Below are 18832 nucleotides of genomic sequence, written 5' to 3'. Positions count from 1 at the left end.
GTCTCTGCCGAGCCATCCCTCACAGGACGTCGTCGGCGGCGTCCGGGTCGTCGTCCCGCAGCTCCGTCACCCGCTCCAGCAGGATCGCCTCCCAGGCGCGTCGCAGTCGCGTTCTGAGGAGGGGCAGCGGGGTGGTGTCGCGGCCGTCCAGGCGGGCGGCGAGGTGGATGACGGCGTCGCAGCGGGCGAGCCAGAGGCCGCGCAGGCAGGGGCGGGCGGCGTAACCGGCGAGGGTGGCGGCGCGGACGGCGGCCGGGGATCCGACGGCGAGCGCGAGGCCGGCGATGTCCTCGGCGGGGTCACCGATGACCGCCTCGCTCCAGTCCAGGACGCCGCGTACCCGGCCGTCGGCGCTGACCACGAGGTGTGCGCCCGTGAGGCCGTGGTGGACGAGGACCGCAGTGGCGGGCTGGGCGGAGAGCTGGACCGCGGCCGGCATCGGGAACTGATGGAGGCGGCCCCGGTCGAACTCGTCGGCCGCGGCGAGGCGTCCGGCGGCGCGTACGGCCTCCCGGCGCAGCCGTTCGAGAGAGCGCGGGGCAGCGCGCGGCACCCCGAGCGCCTCGGCCTGCCGGACGGGCACCTCGCGCAGCCCCGTGAGCAGGCCGGCCAGGTCGGCCTCGCCGACGGCGGACACGTCGTGCTCCTCCCCCGAGCCGCCGGGCACCGTGGTGTCCAGCGTGTACACCAGCCCGGGCGCCCACTCGCCGTGCGCCACGCTGGTGGGCACGGCGACCGGCAGGTGCGGGCGTACGAGGTCGCGCAGACGCAGCTCTCGGCGCCGGCGGACGGAGGTCTCGCGGTCGGGGGCGAGGCGCAGCACATGGCGGGTGCCGACCCACCACGTGGAGTGCTCGCCGCCCTCGGCGACGGGCCGGACCTCGGGTCCGGCGCCGCCGTCCGCACCGGCCGCGCCCTCCTTGAGGAGGGAACGGACCAGTCGGCGGACGGTGTCCGCGGTGGGTGTCGGTGCCTGGGTCATGATCGCGCCGTTGTCGTTCGAGATCGTGTGGAGGACTCCTGGTGTGCGTCAGTCCACTATGACCATGTCGCGGCTCGTGTCGTTGAGGCGGCGGCCACCGTCTTCGGTGACGGTGACGATGTCCTCGATGCGTACCCCGAAACGGCCGGGCAGATAGACGCCGGGCTCCACGGAGAAGCACATTCCGGGCACGAGGGGCTGCTGCTCGCCCTCGATCATGTACGGCGGCTCGTGGGTGGTGACGCCGATGCCGTGACCGGTGCGGTGGATGAAGTACTCGCCGTACCCGGCGTCGGCGATGACCGCGCGGGCGGCCCGGTCGACGTCCTGGCAGGCGGCGCCGGGCCGTACCGCCCTGAAGCCCGCCTCCTGGGCCTCGCGCACGAGATCGTGCACCCGGCGCTCCTCGTGCGTGGGCTCGCCGACGTGGACCGTACGGGAGGTGTCGGAGCCGTAGCCGTCCTTGAGGCCGCCGAAGTCCAGGACCACCATGTCACCGCGCTCGATCACGCGGTCGCCGGCCTCGTGGTGCGGGTTGGCGCCGTTCGGGCCGGAGGCGACGATCGTGAAGTCGACCTGGGAGTGTCCGTGCCGGCGCAGCGATCGCGCCAGGTCCGCGGCGACCTCGGACTCCCTGCGGCCGGCGAAGGGAACCTTCCGGATCTCCTCGAACGTCGCGTCCGCGGCCGCTCCCGCGGCCGCCAGCAGCTCGAGCTCCGCCGCGTCCTTGACGGCCCGGAGCATCGGCAGGGCCTCGGTGAGGGAGGCGTAGGAGGTGCCGGGCAGGGCCTTCTGCAGTCCCAGCAGGTGCATGGCCCAGGCGTTGTCGCTGATGCCGAAGCGGCCAGTGCCGTCGAGAAGGGCGGCAGTGGCGGCGTAGGGGTCCTTGCCGTCGGTCCAGTCACGCAGGGTCAGCGCGGGCGCGCCGGCCGCCTGCGCGGCGTCCGGGGCCTCCAGGGTGGGGACGACGAGGACGGGCTCCTGTCCGGGTGCGAGGACGAGCAGGGTGAGCCGTTCGGTGGTCGCGGTGGGCGAGTAGCCGGTCAGCCACACCAGGTCCGGTCCCGGTGCCACCAGGAGCCCGGCGAGCCCCACGTCGGCGGCCGCCCGCGCGGCGCGCTCCATACGGGCCCGGTAGTCGTCGGCGGTGAAGGGCGCGCGCGTGCTGCCGGTCATCCGGGCCTCCCTGGGAGGGTGAGGGGACTACGGGCAGCATCCTGCCCGGACGGCGGGGGCCGCGCGAGCCGGTTGTCGTGTCTTTCGGGATCCGATTTCGGTATCCGACGGGCTCACCAGCACGTCCGGACGGTCAGGTGACCACGCCCGGAACGACCGTCAGCTGCACCTCCGGGCCGAGCGTCGCGCCGGCGGGCGCCGGAGACGGGGTCGCGGAAGGGCGGGGGTGTGCCGAGGCGGACTGGTCGCCCTGCGCCCCCGGCACTCCCTGCCCCGCCTGAACGACCCACGAACGAGTGAGTGCGGGCGCGAGCCGTCGCCGGACAGTTCCGGCTGGCGACCGCGGGTGAGCGGGAAGTCCCGTTGTCGATGGCGGCTGCCGCCGGTGCGGGGCCTCAGCCGACCGGCAGTGCCGGAGGCCGGTCCGGGAGGAAGCCGTGGGCGCGGCGGGCGAGGTAGTCGGCCTTGTAGCGGTCGACCGTGCGGTGCCAGTGCAGGATGCCCGCCATCCAGTTCTGTAGGTCGACGACATAGTTGCCCATGATCTCGCGTGCCTCGTCACTCAGCCCGAAGTCGTCGTACACGACGGGCAGTTCGTGCGCGGCGACGTGTTCGAACTGCTGCATCCGCTGGTTCATCAGGTCGGCCACGACGCCGAGCGCGGTCGGGTAGTCGATGCCGAAGAAGTTCTGCACGACGAGGATCGCGTTGTGGATCTCGCCCTCGTACTCGATCTCCTTCTGGTACGAGAAGACGTCGTTGAGCAGGCAGGCGTAGTCCACGGCGGCGTTCTCCAGCGAGCGGACGGGTCCGCTGCGGTACACCTCCGGTGGGACGGCGGGGCCGTGGCCCATGCGGCACAGGCTCAGGGTGAGGTCGGAACCGAAGGTCGCGCGCCGCATCTCCAGGTAGTCGACCGGGTCGGGGATGCGGTTCTGGAGCTGGTTGGACAGTTCCCACACCCAGCTCTCGGTCATCACGTTCACCGCGTCCTTCAGGGTGCGCCGCGCCTCTTGGGTCATCTTCGCCGTCGTACGCGCCCACAGGTCGATCAGCGCGCGCTCCATGCCGTTGACCGGGACGGGGACCTCCTCGCCGGCGACGGGCATGCAGTCCGACAGGCGCCGCGTGGTCACGCGCGCGGCGGCGAGGTCCCGGCGGTGGCCGAAGACGAGCGGGTAGTAGTCGTCGCCGTACGTGCCCCAGGTGAGCCACTGCGCGCTGAGGTCCAGGGCCTCGGGGGTCGCGTCCGGGTCGAGGCCCGCCGAGCAGAGCGGGAGGTCGTACGCGGCCAGCTTGTCCTCGTCCCAGACGCCCTCCTGGAGGATGCCCATGCGGTGCGCCCAGGCGGTGAGGCGGGGGCGGGAGGCGGCCAGGTGCGGGCTGAGTTCGACCTCGAAGGGCATGTGGAAGTCGGGCAGCAGGGACGGGCCGACCTTCTGGTACGGCACGTGCGTGTAGGCGCGCAGGCGCTCGGCGCCGGCCGCCGCGAGCAGCGCGCCGACGTCGGAGGCGGAGGTGCCCTGTCCGGTGAGGCCCTGCCACGGCTTGGTGGACTCGGCCCGCGCGTTCATGTACCGGCTGGAGCGCATGTGCCATTCGTGGCCGCCGGACTGCCAGTCCTGCAGCCCTTGCGTGTACTTGGCGACGGCGGCGACCTCGTCCGGGGTGAGGCCGTTCTCCAGGGCGACCGCGGGCACTTCGGTGAACGCGGTGTGCTCGAACTGGTGCAGGCGCGAGGTGAGGACGTCGTTGACGGTGTCGGCGGCCTCCTGGGTGGTGCAGCCGAAGAACGTCTCCAGGACGAGCACGCCGTTGCTGAGCTCGCCCTCGTCCTCGACCTCCCGCTGGTAGGAGAACAGGTCGTTGCGCAGGTGGACGGCGTCGGAGAAGGTCTCCATCAGCACCCGCAGCGGCCTCGACCCGGCGACGGCCGCGGGCACTTCGGCCGTCGCGTACTCCACCAGGCCGGACGACCAGGGCGCGCCGCCCACCTTGCGGCGCATCTCGATGTACTCGACGGGGTTGGCGATCCGCCCCTCGTTGATGTTGGACAGCTCCCACAGGGACTCGTTGAGCAGGTGCTCGGTCGCGACGGCGAAGCGGCGGCGCCAGTCGGTGGACATCGACGGCACGGTGCGCGTCCACAGGTCGGCGAGGCCCGCCTCGACCGGGTTCTCCGGCTCGGGCATCGGGGTCGACAGGTCCATCGGCATGAACAGCGGCAGCCGGTCCAAGTAGGCCTTGCCGCCGGCGCGGTCCTGGGTGCGCTTGAAGGTCTCGAGGAAGTGGTCGTCGAAGAAGAAGACCCACACGTACCAGTCGGTGATGAGCGACAGGGCGGGGCCGTCGCAGTCGGGGTGGGTGTAGGCACAGAGCAGGCCGTAGTCGTGGGCGTCGAGGTCGGACTGCTCCCAGATCCCGGATCCCTCCAGCATGCCCATCTCGCGCGCCCACGCGGTCGAATGGGCGCGGGCCTCGTCGACATGTGGGTTCAGCCGCGCGGGATACGGCATGTAGAAGTGCGGGAGTTCGAAGGGCTGCTGCGTCATGGCCGGGGCCCTACCCACGGTCCTCGGGCGGCATCCGCGCGCCGGGACATGATCACACCATCGTGTGAATCGCGGGTGAATCCGGGAGTTCTCACCGGGCCTTGTGACGTTCACCTCTACGCGCGCAGACTTCAACCGTTCATGTGTCCCCTCCCTCCCCGGAGCCCCGATGAGCCACCAGGACCAGCAGGACCGCCACCGCAGAACTCTCTCCCGTCGCACCGCACTTGCCGCCCTCGCCGGTACGGCGCTGGTCGGCGCGACCGCGCTCCCCGCGTCGGCGACCGGCCGGCCCGGGCGCGCGATCCGGTTCGCCACGTTCAACGCGTCCCTGAACCGCGGTACCCAGGGCGCGCTGATCACGGACCTGTCCACCCCGGACAACGCCCAGGCGCGCAATGTCGCCGAGACCATCCAGCGCGTCGACCCGGACGTCCTGCTGGTCAACGAGTTCGACTACGACGACCGCGGCACGGCGGCAGGCCTGTTCCTGCGCAACTACCTGGCCCTCGGGCAGAACGGCGCCAAGCCGATCCGCTTCCCGTACCACTTCACCGGCCCGGTGAACACGGGCGTGGCGTCCGGTGTGGACCTCGATGGACGCAATGGGGCGGTGACGACGCCCGGTTCGGACGCGTACGGCCAGGACGCCTTCGGGTACGGCTGGTTCCCCGGGCAGTACGGCATGCTCGTGCTCTCCAAGTACCCGATCGACACACGCGCGGTGCGCACCTTCCAGCACTTCCTGTGGAAGGACATGCCGGGCAACGTCATGCCCGAGGGCTATTACAGCGACACGGCCCGGTCGATCCTGCGGCTGTCCTCCAAGAGCCACTGGGACGTGCCGGTGTGCGTCGGCCACGAGAGAGTGCACTTCCTGGTGTCGCATCCGACGCCGCCCACCTTCGACGGCCCCGAGGACCGCAACGGCCGGCGCAACCACGACGAGATCCGCCTGTGGGCCGACTACATCGGCGGCCGTCGGCGCGGCGCCTATCTGTACGACGACAAGGGGAGGCGCGGCGGGCTGCGGCCGGGGGCGCGGTTCGTGATCGCGGGCGACCTGAACGCCGATCCGTACGACGGCGACAGCTACGACCACGCCGTACGGCTGCTGCTGGACCACCCGGCGGTGCGGCTGCCCGCCACGCCTCCGGCGAGCGCGGGCGGCGTGGAGGCGGCGCGGCTCCAGGGCGGCGCCAACGCCTCCCACCAGGGCAACCCCGCGTACGACACGTCCGACTTCGGCGACACCGCTCCGGGCAACCTGCGTGTCGACCACGTCATCCCGTCCAAGGGGCTGATACCGGGCGCGGGCGGCGTCTTCTGGCCGACGTCGGACGACCCGCTGTACCGGCTGGTCGGGAACGGCACGACGGTGCCGACCTCGGACCACCGGCTGGTGTGGCAGGACATACGCCTCAGGTGACCTGAGTCCGTACCGCCCGCCCCACCTGCGCCCGCAGCGCCACGAACTCCGGCAGGCCCCTGGTGGCGATCTGGTCCCGTTCGCCGGGGAGTTCGACCGGCAGGTCCAGGACCACCTTCGAACCGGGGCCCGGGGACAGGACGACCACGCGGTCGCCGACGTAGACGCTCTCGTCGATGTCATGGGTGACGAACACGATGGTCGTGCCGTCCGTGTGGTGGACCTCCAGGAGCAGGTCCTCCAGGTCCTCGCGGGTCTGGGCGTCCAGGGAGCCGAAGGGCTCGTCCATGAGGAGGAGGGTGGGGCGGCAGACCAGGGCGCGGGCGATGGCCACGCGTTGCTGCATGCCGCCGGACAGCTGCCAGGGGTGGCGGCGGGCGGTGCCGGACAGGCCGACGCGGTCGAGGATGCGGTCGGCCTCGGCACGTCGTTCGGCCCGGCCCAGGCCTTGGCGGCGCAGGGGGAGCGCGACGTTGTCGCGGACCGTGAGCCAGGGCAGGAGGGAGCGGCCGTAGTCCTGGAAGACGACGGCCAAACGGTCGGGTACGCCGGTGACCGGGGTGCCGTCGATGGTGATCGTGCCCTCGCGCGCGGGGAGCAGGCCGGCGATCGTGCGCAGCAGCGTGGACTTGCCACAGCCCGACGGGCCGACGACGCACACGAGTTGGCCGTCGGGCACGGTGAGGGTGATGTCGTGCAGAACCTGGTGGTCGCCGTAGTGCTGGCCCACTGCGTCGATGCTGAGCATGCGGAGGTGTCACCTGGCCCAGGGGTCGTAGAGCGCGCCCTCGGTGGCGGCGACGCGGAGGTGGAGGAGGTGGGGGCCCGAGTCGTCGTCCGCGGACAGGACACGGGCCAGCGCCGCGGGCAGGTCCTCGGGGCGTTCCGCGTACGACGCCTGGCAGCCGAAGGACTGTGCCAGCGCGGTGAAGTCGACGCCCCCGATGTCCGTGCCGGGGACGGGAGCGATGCCGATGCGGCGGCCGAGGGCCTGGACGGCCGCGTAGCCGCCGTTGTCGAGGACGACGTAGGTGACGGGTGCGCCGTGGCGGGCGGCGGTCCACAGGGCCTGGACCGAGTACAGCGCCGAGCCGTCGCCGAGCACGCACACCACCCGGCGCCGGTCGGCGAGCGCGCGGCCGACGGCGAGCGGCAGACCCCAGCCGAGCGCGCCGCTGCCCGTGGTGAGGAACCCGCCGGGCATGTCGACGGGCACGCGCGCGTGGAGCGCGTCGCGGTGGCTGGGGGCTTCCTCGACGAGGACGCGGTCGCGGGGCAGGCGGGTGCGCAGGAGGTCGAAGAACAGTTCGGGGGTGATGTGCGGGGAGGGCGGGGCGGGCTCGGGGGCCGGGCGCGGCGGGGGCGGGTCCCGGTCGGGCTCCTTGCGCAGGGCCAGGAGATGCGTGAGGGCCGGTTTGATGGTGGTGACGAGGCTGGTGCCGGTGGGCAGCCAGGCGGCCTGGGCCGGGTCGCAGTCCAGGTGGAAGAGTTCGGTGCCCTCATGCAGGGGCGGGCTGTCGTCGGCCACGTGGTACGTGAACAGGGGTGCCCCCAGCGCGACCACCACGTCGTACGGTGCCAGGCGCGCGGCCAACTGGCCCGCGACCGGCGGCAGGAAGCCCTGGAAGTGGGGGTGGGACTCGGGGAAGCCGGAGCGGCCGGACAGGGGGCTGATCCATACCGCCGCCCGGATCCGCTCGGCCAGGGCGAGGGCCTCCGGCAGGGCCTGCTCGTCGTCCACTCCCGGTCCGACGACCAGGGCGGGCCGCGCGCAGGAGTTCAGGCGGGCGGCGAGTGCGGTGAGCGCGTCCGGGTCCGCGGTGAAGGCGGCGTGCACGGTGCGCGGCGGGACGGGGTCGGCCGGCTGGTCCCAGTCGTCCTCGGGGACGGAGACGAAGACCGGCCCGCGCGGGTGGGTCATCGCGATGCGGTGGGCCTCGGCGAGGACGGCGGGGATATCGGCGGCGCGCTCCGGCTGGCGGCTGAACTTCACGTACGGCCGCGGGAACAGAGCCGGTTCGTCGGCGCCCAGGAACGGGCGCAGCTGGAGCAGGGAGCGGGCCTGCTGGCCCGCGACGATCACCAGGGGGACGCGGTCGCGGTACGCGTTGAAGACGGCGCCCAGGGCGTGGCCGACTCCGCCGGCCGAGTGCAGGCTGACGAACGCGGCGCGGCGGGTGCCCAGGGCGTGTCCCGCGGCCATGGCGACGGCCGTGGACTCCTGGAGGCCGAGCACATAGGTGAAGTCCTCGGGCCAGTCGCGGAACATGCGCAGTTCCGTGGAGCCCGGATTGCCGAAGACGGTGGTCATGCCCGTGTCGCGGAGCAGCCGGACGACCGCGTCCAGGACCGTCCCCCCACCCCCTTTCATGTGGCTCATGTGGCCTTCCCTCTGCCGATCAGCCGCTTCTCGACCGCCAGCAGGCCGGTGTTGAGCAGATACCCGAGGGCGCCGAGCAGGACCAGCGCCGCCCATACGGTGAGCAGGTCGGAGCGCGTCTGGGCCTCGGTGAGCGTGAAGCCGATGCCGTTCGCGGTGCCCGGCAGCAGTTCCGAGAACACCATGAGGATGAGGGAGAGCGACAGGCTCAGCCGCAGCCCCGCGAAGACGCGGGGCAGCGCGGAGGGCAGTACGACGAACCAGAGCCGCTCGACGGTGTTCAGGCGCAGGACGGCGGCGACGTCGAGCCGCAGCGGGTCGGTGTTGCGCGCCCCCGCCGCCGTGTTGATCAGCACCGGCCATACGGCGCTGAAGGCGATCGACGCGATCTGCATCGGCGTACCGAAGGCGAAGACGACGACGAAGACGGGGACCAGGGCGGGCGGCGGGACGGCCCGGGCGAACTGCAGGGCGGGGTTGCACAGGGCGTACGCCCTGCGCGAGCGGCCGACCGCGAGACCCAGCACGATCCCGGCGACGGCGGCGATCGCGAAGCCCGCGGCCATCCGGCCGAGACTGGGCAGGATGTCGCGCACGGCGGCCTCGGTGAGGAACGCGCGCCGGACGGTCCCGTCGAACCACAGGTCGTGGGCGTGGCCCGCGATGCGGCCGGGAGGCGGAAAGTAGACGCTGCCGTGGGCTCGGGCGGCCACCTCCCAGGCACCCACGGCGACGACGAGGACCGACCAGCGCAGCAGGGCGTGGTGTGCCGCGACGCGGAAGCGGGGCGAAGGGGTTCCCCGCGTGGCCGCCACCCCTCCCCCGTTCACGTCCGCGCCCCTTGCCCGGCGGCCTCGCGGTGCTCCGGCGTCCACGCGAACAGCCGCCGCTCCCCCCACACCAGTACGCCGTTGACGACCAGCCCCAGCGTCCCCGCCCAGACCACCCCGGCGAGCACATCCCGGGTGCCGTTCGTGGCCAGGCCCGCCTGGGCGATGAAGATGCCGAGGCCCTCGCCGAAGCCCGCGAGGATCTCCGTGGCCACGGCCAGGATGAGGGCGACGGCTGCCGAGATGCGGATGCCTGCGGCGATGAAGGGGGCCGTGCCGGGCAGTTCCACGCGCAGCAGCACCGCGAGCCGGCCGAAGCCGAAGGCCCGCAGGGTGTCCTTGGCCAGCGGGTCGGTCTCGCCGATGCCGTAGACGGTGTTGAAGAGGATCGGCCAGACGCAGGCGTACGTGATCAGCGCGACCTTGGTCTCGGTGCCGGAGCCGAGCAGCAGGGACACCAGGGGGATCAGGGCGACGGACGGCAGCGGGCGCAGGAACTCGACGATCGCGCGGACGGCGGCGTCGACGACCGGGACGCTGCCCAGGAGCAGCCCGAGCGGGACGGCGATCGCGCTGGCGAGGCAGAGTCCCAGGGCCCAGGCGCGCAGGGTGGCGCCGATCCCGTCGAGAAAGACCGGGTCGCCCGCCAACTCGACTGCGCGGGCGAGGACTTCGGAGGCGGGCGGGAGGTAGTCACGGCGGACGATCCCGCCCCGGCTCACCGCCTCGCACACGCCGAAGGCGAGCAGCACGCCGAGGACGCCGAGCACCGGTTCCTGACGTACCCTCACACCCCGCACGGCTGACGCCTCTCACTTCACCAGCAGCGTCGCCGGGTCGATCGGCTTCTTCAACATCTTCTGTTTCCGCATGAGATCGGCGAGTCGGGTGAGCTGCTCGCTGTCCATGGTCGGTGGATAGACGGGCAGGTCGATCGACTCGGCCTGGTCCTTGGTCACCTTCGTGTAGGTCGGCAGCGTGTCGCGTACTGCCGACGGGTCCTCGGCGGCGATCTTCACGGCCGCCTTAATGGCCCGCTGGAAGGCGGCGAGGGGCTCGGCGTTCTCCGCCGCGTACTGCCGCGTGGTGATGTATCCACTGAGGGGGATGGACTCGACGGGCGCGGACGCCCCGTCCACGAGGACCCTCGCCCCCAACTCGTCCTGAATGGCGCTGTCGTGGGGCTCGACCGCGTGTACGGCGTCGACCTGTCCCTTCTCCAGGGCGGCGCCCATCTGCGGGAAGGCGATCTGCCGGTAGACGGGGCGGCCGGCTCCCCGTTTCTCCAGGATCTCGTTCATGGTCAGCGACTGGACGTTGTTCAGGACGTTGACCGCCAGCTTCCTGCCCTTGAGATCGGCGACGCTCTTGATGTCCGAGTCCTTCGGCACCAGGACGTCCATCATGCGCGGCGCGGCCCTGATCGCCTCGGCGACGATGCGGATGTCGAGGGTGCCCTGCTCGTGTGCCTGGAAGTAGGTGACGTAGTTCGCGCTCGCGACCATGTCGAGCTGCCCCTTCGCCAGCGCCGGCAGCGCCTGGAGGCTCTGCTGGATCGGCTGGATGCGGACGTCAAGACCCTCCTTCTCGAACAGGCCCCGGTCCCGTGCGATGTAGAGCATGGCGCAGTCGCTCAGAGGCAGCGCGGCCACGTTGATCGTCTGCCGCCCGCCGTCGGAGGACGCGGCGTCGCCGTCGCCGCCGCAGCCTGCGAGCGCCAGTGTGAGGGCGATCGCGGCGGCGGCCGCCTTTCCTGTTCCCGAATTCCAGGGACGTAACGCCATGCGCGCATCATGACGACCGGTTGACATGATCACCACATACAAGCAAGCCGAATCGTCACTCTTTGGAGAAAGGCGAGCAGGCTCAGGACCGGACCTGGATCAGCGCATGGGTCCCGCCGGTCCGCCAGCGCTGCCCCTCGGCGGCGACCAGCGCGGCCTCCGTGGCGGTGTCCAGGCCGATGATCACGTCGGACTTCAGGGTGCGCAGCGCGGCGACCGGGCCGGGGAAATGGCCGGTGACGGCGGCGAACGGCGTGGTCGGGGGCCACATGCGGTCGCCCACGAGACGGCGGTAGTTGAGGTCGCCCTTCACGACCGTCAGCGTGGCCGCGGCGAACTCCTCGCGGAGGTCGTCGGGCATCTCGGCGTACGGCAGCGGGGCGCAGGAGAAGGGGTGGGCGCGGACCGTGAGGCGGCCGTCGGTCATCGCCGACCACAGCTGCCGTCCGTATGCGGCGGCCCGGCCCGGCGCCTCGGCCAGTCGGCGCAGCGCGTCGACCACGTCGGCGGTCGTGGCGTCGGAGACGTAGTAGGGGTACGGCTTGACGTGCAGGACGGCCCGCTCGATGTGCCCGTGGGCGAGGAGGTGGGCGATGAGGAGCAGGTCGGGGATCAGCTCGCGGCCCGCGTTGTCGGCGATCAGACAGAGGGTGTCCGCGCCGGTGAGGAGCGACCAGAGGGTGGCGCTGTCGTCGGCGACAAGGCTCGGGGCGGCGGCCCGGCCTTCGGCGCCGGCGTCGGAGAGGCGGAAGCCGAGGTCGGCGCGGTTGCCCCACAGTGAGCCGTGCAGCAGGGCCTCGGCCTGTTCGTCGGCGGGCCGGTCGGCCAGGGCGTCGAGCGCGGCCAGTTCCTCGTCCGTCTCGGAGGAGCCGAGTTCGGCCAGCTTGAAGGGGCGGAAGGGGTCGATGCCCTGCCAGGGGCCGGGTGCGAAGTAGCCGACGGCGTCGAGGAGTCGGCGGTAGAAGTGGCTCTCGGACCACAGCCACGGCACGTCGAACCAGGACCGGCCCGTGTACGCGTCCATGCCCCAGGCTTTCCAGCGGTCCCGGTCGTGCGCCTCCGCGGGAAGGGGTTCGATCACGCCCTTGGTGCAGTTCGCGAGCAGCGCGTCGAGGGCGCGGCGCTGCGAAGGGCCGTAGGGGAAGGCCTCACGCACCTGCCGGACGATGGCCGGGTGCCGCTCGGCGAGCACGCTGTGGGGGAAGGAGCCGGGTTCGTTGCCGAGGATCACGGGTGCGGGCGGCGTTTCGGGCATGGATCTCACCGTACGTCACAGCGCCCTGATCTCCCGCTCCAGATGGCTCACCAGCGTCAGATAGCGGGCCCGCCGGGGTACCGGCACCAGGCCCCGGATCATCACGTGCCACATCTCGGCGAGCCTGCGCGGCTGGCGTGCCATGGGTTCGAGGGAGCGGCCCACGACCCGCGTGCCGACGAAGGAGCTGACGAGGGAGTGGGCGGCGGCATCGATGTCGGTGTCCGGGTGGAGGTCGGACTCCTTGACCGCGCCGAGGAACTTGCGGGAGGCCAGGTCCAGCCACTCGTTGAAGGGGTGCCGCAGCGGCGGGCGCACCTCCACTCCCCCGGTGGCCAGCCGCAGGCCCGCCCGGGGAATCGGGTCCTCGACGGACAGCCGGGCTATCCCGAACGTGATGCGCATCAGGCACTCCAGCGAGGAGTACCCCCGGGCGTCCGTCTCGCTGGCCATCTGGCGTGAGACACGGGACTGCAGCTCCAGGATCGCGTGGGCCAGGTCCTCCTTGGCCGCGAAGTGGAAGTACAGGGCGCCCTTGGTGACTTGGGCGTGTTCGACGATGTCGCTCAGACTGGTCGATTCGTAGCCGTGCCGGTCGAACAGGTCGGCGGCGGCCGTGATGATCGTCGCGCGGGTCTGTTCGGCGCGTAGCTGCCTCGGCATCGACGGGACACTCCTGGGACGGAAAAGCAACGGGTCATGCCGTTTGTTTTCAACTCCTTGTAACGATAGCTCACCACTGGGCGGTGCCGACGGCGCACTCGAAGACCGCCGACTCTCCCTGCCTTCCGGTGACTTGTACGTCGGTGCCGTTCCCGTCCTTCACCTCGATCCACGTGGGCATATCCAGTTCGGCGTACCGGTGGAAGGTGATGTGGAACGCCACGGGCGACCGGGTGCCGGAGGTGTGGGCCCGTACGGCCTGGCGGACGGCTTCGAGGAGCAGCATGCCCGGGACATGGTCCAGCGGATGGTCGAAGAAAACGGGATGCGCGGTATCTACTCGCAGCTGCCAGCGGTCGGGGCGGTCGGCCGGAGCGAGGACGACGTCGGCGGGCAGCGCGCGGCCCACCAGGTCGGCCGGCAGCGCGGGCGGCAGCGGCAGCGGCAGCGGGGACACGGTGGCGGCGGTACGGCCGCCACGCAGCCGACGGTAGACGGGCTCGCCGGTGCACGTGAACAGGACGTTCGACGCCGTGGCCACGCGTTCCCCGCCGCGCAGCACGTCCGCCGTGTAGCGGGCGCCCACCGGGCGGCGGCCCCGGTACTGGACGTCGACGAAGGCGACCTCGACGACCAGCTCCGCCGGGACCGCGCCAACGGCCAAGTGCCGGGGAGATGTCACGACTTCGAACTCCTTGAGCACGAAGTGGTGGTCCAGGGGGACGTCGTACTCGGTGTGCGCGATCAGCGTTCCGCTCTGCCGCACGGTCTCCACCACGAGCAGGGGGTCGTAGGCGGACCGGTCGGGCGACACGTGTAATCCGTGCGCGCGTGGCCACTGGGCCGACACGGAGAACCGGTCGGCCGCGGTCCGGTTCCAGCCGGTGAGGAAGGTTTCCGCGACCGCCGCGCGGTGGACGAGCTGGCGGGGAACGGTCGCCGTCATGGACGGGGTTTCGGCAAGTTGCCGCGGTTGAGGCATGTCTCTCCCTACGGTTCCCCGAAGGCCAGTGGCAGACGGTGAAACGTCCACTCCGGTGAGCGTTAGAGTACGAGCCGACCGGTTTGTTTTCAATGAGATCGGTCGGCAGCACCATATGATCGGGGCCACGCGGCACACGATGTGCGGGAACCGGCCAACTCGGCGCAGCGGAGGGCTCTTATGGCACAACAGGAGCGCGCCATCAGGACGCGCAGCGCGATCCTGGAAGCGGCGGGCGCGGTCTTCGACGAGCACGGCTATACCTCCACGACCATCGCCATGGTCCTCGAGCGAGCCGAAGTCACCAAGGGCGCCCTGTATTTCCACTTCCCTTCCAAGGAGTCGCTCGCCCAGGCGGTGCTGGACGAGCAGGTGCCGTTCGGCGCGGTCCCGGAACAGCCCTGCAAGCTGCAGGAGATCATCGACATGACCTTCGTGGTGGGGCAGCGGCTGCTGACCGATCCCCTGCTGCGGGGCAGCGTGCGACTGACGGTGGACCAGGCGACGCCCCCCGGCGTCGATCACACCGGACCGTTCCGGCAGTGGGCGGAGCGGCTGACGGTGCTCATGGAACAGGCGGGCGCCCAGGGTGAGTTGCTGCCCACGGTGAAGCCGCGTGACACGGTGGAGCTGCTGGTGGGAGGCTTCGCGGGCATCCAGCTGATGTCGCGGGCGCTGACCGACCGGGCGGATCTCGGGCACCGGATCTCCGTCCTGTGGTCCCACATTCTGCCCAGCATCGCGGTGCCGGGGCTGTTGCTCGGCCTGGACAGCAGAGCCGACCGCGGCGTCCGTATCCTCACCTCGGTCCCCGTGCCGTGATTCTGCTGACGGGGGCCACCGGTACCGTCGGGCGGCTGGTGGCCGAGCGTCTGTCCGGCACCGGGCCGCTCCGCCTGCTGACCCGCGACCCGCGCCGCGCCCCTCTCGCGGGCCCGGGAATCGAGGCCGTGGGCGGGGACTTCGACGACCCCGGCAGCCTGCGCGAGGCGCTGACCGGCGTACGGTCCGCGCTGCTCGTCACCGCGAACCCGCTGGCGCCCGGCCAGGACGAGAACTTCGTGACGGCCGCCCGTACGGCGGGGGTACGTCATGTCGTGAAGCTGTCGGCCCAGGCGGTGGCCGATCCCGGAGCCGTCGACCTGATCACCCGGTGGCAGCGTGACAACGAGGAGTTGCTGCGCGCTTCAGGCCTGCCGTGGACGTTCCTGCGGCCGCGTGCCTTCATGTCCAACACCCTGAGCTGGGCCCGTTCCGTCCGGGAGGAGGACGTGGTCCGGGCGCTCCACGGCACCGCACGGAACGCGACCGTCGATCCGCGGGACATCGCCGACGTCGCGGCGCGGGTCCTGGCGGATCCGGGGGAACACGTGGGACGGGCGTATGCGCTCACCGGGCCCGGCGCCCTCGGCGCCGTACACCAGACGGAGATCCTCGGGGAGTTGCTGGCACGCCCCCTGCAATTCGTCGAGCTGACTGAGGACCAGGCGCTGTCCGGGCTGCTGGCCCGCTATCCGGAGCCGCTGGCCCATGCCCTCGTGGAGAGCGCCGCCCGCGGGCGGGACGGGGCGAAGGCGCACGTGGATCCGACGGTCCGCGAGGTGCTGGGCCGGCCGGCGCGGACCTACCGGGACTGGGCCGGCGACCACCTCTCGGCGTTCCGCGCATGACGTATGGCGGGCCGGCCGGTGCCTCATCCGCACCGGCCGGCCCGCCCGTCTGTCTCAGAGCCTGTGTCACATCTCCGGTCGGCTCAGAAGGTGAGCGTCCAGCCGTTGATCCGGCCCGTGTCCTGGGCGGCCGTGTCCTGGACGCGCAGCTTCCAGGTGCCGTTGGCCGTCTCGGAGGAGGCGTTCACGGTGTAGGTGGTGCTGACGTTGTCCGCGGAGTCCGAGCTGCTCGCGGCCTTCAGGCGGTACGCCGTACCGTCCGGAGCGACCAGGTCGATGACCAGGTCACCGCGGTAGGTGTGGGTGATGTCGACACCGACCGGGAGGGCCGAGGGGGCGCTGCCGCTGCGGCCGCTGACGGCGATGGAGGACTCCACGGCCGAGCCGTTGTCCGGGATGGACACGGCGGTGGTGCTGGAGAAGGTGGTGCCGCCGGTCGAACCGCCGGAGCCGCTCACGGCCGCCACCGTCTTGGCCGCGTCCGCGAGGCCCGCGCCGCAGCCGCCGGAGCAGGCGCCCGGCAGGGCACGGGCGTTGTTCTTGATGGCGGTCTCGATCTGCGCCGGGGTCAGCGAGGAGTTCGCCGACTTCATCAGCGCGACCAGGCCCGCGATGTGCGGGGTGGCCATGCTGGTGCCCTGGTAGTAGGCGTACGACTCCGTGGACGGCGTCTTCGTGCCGGAGTTCAGCGTGGACAGGATGCCGTTGGCGGTGCCGGTGCTGGTCTGGCCGCCGGGCGCCGAGATGTCGATCAGGGAGCCGTAGTTGGAGTACGAGGCCTTGGCGCCGGAGCGGTTGGTCGCGGCGACCGAGATGACGTTGTTGCAGTTGCCCGGGTTGTGGTTGGCGACGTTGTCGCTCTCGTTGCCCGCGGCCACGACGACCGTCGTACCCCGGTTCACGGCGCCGTTGATCGCGCTCTGCGTCGCCGAGGAGCAGGCGCCGGAGCCGCCCAGGCTCATGTTGATGACCTTGGCGACGTTGGAGTTGGCGGGCACACCGGAGACGGTGCCGCCGGACGCCCAGGTGATGGCGTCGATGATGTCGGAGTCGTAGCCGCCGCACTTGCCGAGCACGCGCACCGGGGAGATCTTCGCGCCGTACGCGATGCCCGCGACGCCCTTGCTGTTGTTGGTGGCGGCGGCGATGGTGCCGGCGACGTGCGTGCCGTGCCAGGAGGAGTTGCTGGCCGGGATGCCGGAGCCGCACTCGTTCGCGTTGTACCAGTCGCCCGGGTCGGCCGGGTTGCTGTCGCGGCCGTTGCCGTCGACGGAGACCGCGGTGTCGGCGATGAAGTCGTAACCGCCGACGATGTTCGCCGCGAGGTCGGTGTGGGCGACGTAGCCGGTGTCGATGACGGCGACGGTGACGCCGGTGCCGGTCGTGGTGTTCCAGGCACCGGGCACGTTCATGCCGGCCGTGGACTCGAACAGGTCCCACTGCTTGGCGTACTCGGTGTCGTTCGGGTCGGCCTTCCGCGTGTTCAGGCGGTCCGGTACGACGTAGGCGACCTGCGGGTCGGCCTTGAACTCGGCAACGACGTCGGCGACATCGGCCTTGGTGAGGTCCTCGCCCAGGTCGACCAGGGCGGCACCGGTACCGAGGCGGCGCTGGAAGTCGAGGTCCTCGCCGGAGTCCTTGCCCTTGGCCGTCGCGTCGGCCTCGGCGGCCGTGTTCGACTTGGCCTCGGCGGCGCCGGTCTTGTAGCCGACGATGAGGCGCTCGGCCGGGGTGCCGGGGGCGGCCTCGGTGAGCGCGGCCGGGACGGCGGCCGTTTCCTGGGGTGCGGTCTCCTGGGCGACGGCCACGGAGGCCGTGCCGGTCGTCAGCAGGGCGGCGGAGACGGCGGCGACGGATATCAGCTTCCGTCTGAGCGAACGGGAGGTACGCAAGGGCTTGCCTTTCGTGGCCGAGCTCCGGGCAGCGCGGAGCGGCGGTCGAATCGCTTCGTCGGTGAAGCGGCGGGGGGTAGGGCGGTTCTGATGGATCTCCGTGGAGACAGGAGCGGCGTCCGGTGCGTGCGGCGAGCATGCGTGCCGGGCGTCGCGACGCCGTGGAGATCCGTCAGAGGCGCCCTCAACCGAAGGCGCGCATGGCGATTGGTGCGAAACGGCGCACGGTGGCCGGCCTGGTGCGCGGTGCGACCCGTTCGGGGTTACCTGTGGGTCAGCTGTGGTCGAACCATAGGCAAGGAGCAGGTCGTCCGGATACAGGGGAAACCCTCGATCCCGCCGGAAACCCACCCTCGATGTCGGGGAGTTGACCGGGATTGATCCGCTTTGCAGGCATCGGGTTCCGGTGAACGCGCCGGGCCGGTGTGCCGTACTGGATGGGTGCTGACCTTTCCCGTTCCGGCCGAGGAGACGTTCCGGATGCCCCGGATGACCGCACACCGCATCGCCGCCCTGGCTCTCGCCGCCGCGAGCGCCCTGCTTCTGGGCGTGTGGGCGGCGGCGCCCGCCCAGGCGCACGGTGCTCCGACGGATCCCGTCAGCCGGGTGTTCGCCTGCTCGCCCGACGGGGACGCGACCGGGTCCACGGCCTGCCGGGCGGCCGTCGCCGCCAACGGAGCGCCCTTCACGGCCTGGGACAACCTGCGGATCGCGAACGTGAACGGCCGGGACCGGCAGACGGTCCCCGACGGCGAGCTGTGCAGCGGCGGCCTGCCCGCCTACCAGGGCCTCGACCTCGCCCGCTCCGACTGGCCGTCGACCCGCCTGACCCCGGGCGCGACGCTGACCATGCGGTACGTCTCGACGATCCCGCACACCGGCACGTTCCGCCTCTACCTCACCGAGCCCGGCTACGACCCGGCGAAGCCGTTGACATGGGCCGACCTGCCGGAGCGGCCGTTCGCGGAGGTGAAGGACCCGGCGCTGACGGACGGGGCGTACCGGCTCAGGGCGACGCTGCCGTCGGACCGGACGGGGCGGCATGTGCTGTACACGGTCTGGCAGAACAGCAGCACGCCGGACACGTACTACTCGTGCTCGGACGTGGTGTTCCCGGAGGCGGGCGCGGGCTCCGGTGACAGGAGCCCGACTCCGGCCGCCGCGGACGGCGGCACCGGCGCGGGCAGCGGCGAGGAACCTGCCGGCGGCAGCCCGTCGCCGACGGCGGAGCGCAGCC

The 18832-nt window shown here is 71.8% G+C and carries 16 protein-coding genes; 4 read left to right on the top strand and 12 right to left on the bottom strand.

Translation table 11 applies throughout. The annotated features are described in order from the left end of the window. Positions 1 to 19: 19 nt before the first annotated feature. The 3 genes from CLM62_RS34875 to cyc2 all read right to left on the bottom strand — a co-directional run bounded on the left by CLM62_RS34875 (position 20) and on the right by cyc2 (position 4710). Positions 20 to 982: an aminoglycoside phosphotransferase family protein gene (locus CLM62_RS34875; RefSeq protein WP_095753893.1), complete on the bottom strand. Its 963-nt coding sequence runs from the start codon at positions 980 to 982 to the stop codon at positions 20 to 22. Positions 983 to 1030: 48 nt separating this feature from the next. Further along, positions 1031 to 2158, bottom strand: a complete 1128-nt coding sequence (locus tag CLM62_RS34870) for an aminopeptidase P family protein (protein ID WP_095753892.1) — start codon at positions 2156 to 2158, stop codon at positions 1031 to 1033. Positions 2159 to 2553: 395 nt separating this feature from the next. Next, positions 2554 to 4710 (bottom strand): germacradienol/geosmin synthase Cyc2, encoded by a 2157-nt coding sequence (gene cyc2, locus CLM62_RS34865; protein ID WP_095753891.1) that lies wholly within the window; start codon positions 4708 to 4710, stop codon positions 2554 to 2556. A gap of 169 nt (positions 4711 to 4879) precedes the next feature. Here cyc2 and CLM62_RS34860 point away from each other — a divergent pair, with 169 nt between their 5' ends. After that, a complete protein-coding gene (locus CLM62_RS34860) occupies positions 4880 to 6139 on the top strand; it encodes an endonuclease/exonuclease/phosphatase family protein (RefSeq protein WP_095753890.1) in 1260 nt (419 codons plus the stop codon). Here the strand turns inward: CLM62_RS34860 and CLM62_RS34855 are convergent. The 8 genes from CLM62_RS34855 to CLM62_RS34820 all read right to left on the bottom strand — a co-directional run bounded on the left by CLM62_RS34855 (position 6132) and on the right by CLM62_RS34820 (position 13997). Beyond that, positions 6132 to 6887, bottom strand: a complete 756-nt coding sequence (locus CLM62_RS34855; protein WP_095753889.1) for an ABC transporter ATP-binding protein — start codon at positions 6885 to 6887, stop codon at positions 6132 to 6134. The genes CLM62_RS34860 and CLM62_RS34855 overlap by 8 nt on opposite strands. Before the next feature lie 9 nt (positions 6888 to 6896). After that, on the bottom strand, positions 6897 to 8519 hold the full coding sequence (mdlC, locus tag CLM62_RS34850; RefSeq protein ID WP_257004251.1) for a benzoylformate decarboxylase: 1623 nt from the start codon (positions 8517 to 8519) through the stop codon (positions 6897 to 6899). Continuing rightward, positions 8516 to 9349: an ABC transporter permease subunit gene (locus tag CLM62_RS34845; protein WP_179382361.1), complete on the bottom strand. Its 834-nt coding sequence runs from the start codon at positions 9347 to 9349 to the stop codon at positions 8516 to 8518. The genes mdlC and CLM62_RS34845 overlap by 4 nt, the downstream gene beginning before the upstream one ends. After that, on the bottom strand, positions 9346 to 10140 hold the full coding sequence (locus tag CLM62_RS34840; RefSeq protein ID WP_257004250.1) for an ABC transporter permease: 795 nt from the start codon (positions 10138 to 10140) through the stop codon (positions 9346 to 9348). Before CLM62_RS34840 ends, CLM62_RS34845 begins: the two co-directional genes overlap by 4 nt. 21 nt (positions 10141 to 10161) lie before the next feature. Beyond that, complete coding sequence (locus CLM62_RS34835) at positions 10162 to 11133, bottom strand: ABC transporter substrate-binding protein (protein ID WP_095753885.1); 972 nt, start codon at positions 11131 to 11133, stop codon at positions 10162 to 10164. A gap of 82 nt (positions 11134 to 11215) precedes the next feature. Next, complete coding sequence (locus tag CLM62_RS34830; protein WP_095753884.1) at positions 11216 to 12388, bottom strand: damage-control phosphatase ARMT1 family protein; 1173 nt, start codon at positions 12386 to 12388, stop codon at positions 11216 to 11218. A gap of 15 nt (positions 12389 to 12403) precedes the next feature. Further along, on the bottom strand, positions 12404 to 13051 hold the full coding sequence (locus CLM62_RS34825; RefSeq protein WP_095753883.1) for a ScbR family autoregulator-binding transcription factor: 648 nt from the start codon (positions 13049 to 13051) through the stop codon (positions 12404 to 12406). A 70-nt stretch (positions 13052 to 13121) separates the two neighbouring features. Further along, complete coding sequence (locus tag CLM62_RS34820; protein ID WP_306457956.1) at positions 13122 to 13997, bottom strand: ScbA/BarX family gamma-butyrolactone biosynthesis protein; 876 nt, start codon at positions 13995 to 13997, stop codon at positions 13122 to 13124. A gap of 216 nt (positions 13998 to 14213) precedes the next feature. Between CLM62_RS34820 and CLM62_RS34815 the strand changes: the two genes are divergently transcribed. Continuing rightward, the gene (locus CLM62_RS34815) at positions 14214 to 14855 is read left to right on the top strand and encodes a ScbR family autoregulator-binding transcription factor (protein WP_095753881.1); all 642 of its coding nucleotides are present in this window, start codon (positions 14214 to 14216) and stop codon (positions 14853 to 14855) included. Further along, on the top strand, positions 14852 to 15703 hold the full coding sequence (locus tag CLM62_RS34810) for an SDR family oxidoreductase (protein ID WP_095753880.1): 852 nt from the start codon (positions 14852 to 14854) through the stop codon (positions 15701 to 15703). Before CLM62_RS34815 ends, CLM62_RS34810 begins: the two co-directional genes overlap by 4 nt. A gap of 83 nt (positions 15704 to 15786) precedes the next feature. Here the strand turns inward: CLM62_RS34810 and CLM62_RS34805 are convergent, their stop codons facing one another. Then, positions 15787 to 17595, bottom strand: coding sequence for a S8 family serine peptidase (locus CLM62_RS34805; protein ID WP_095753879.1), 1809 nt, complete (start codon positions 17593 to 17595; stop codon positions 15787 to 15789). A 480-nt stretch (positions 17596 to 18075) separates the two neighbouring features. Here CLM62_RS34805 and CLM62_RS34800 point away from each other — a divergent pair. Next, positions 18076 to 18832 (top strand): lytic polysaccharide monooxygenase (locus CLM62_RS34800; protein ID WP_107483844.1); only part of this gene is annotated, 757 nt, incomplete at its 3' end.

Source organism: Streptomyces sp. SA15, assembly GCF_002291145.1.
GTDB lineage: Bacteria > Actinomycetota > Actinomycetes > Streptomycetales > Streptomycetaceae > Streptomyces.
The sequence above is the reverse complement of the archived record's forward strand: the minus strand, read 5'-3'. Positions and strand labels throughout refer to the sequence as shown.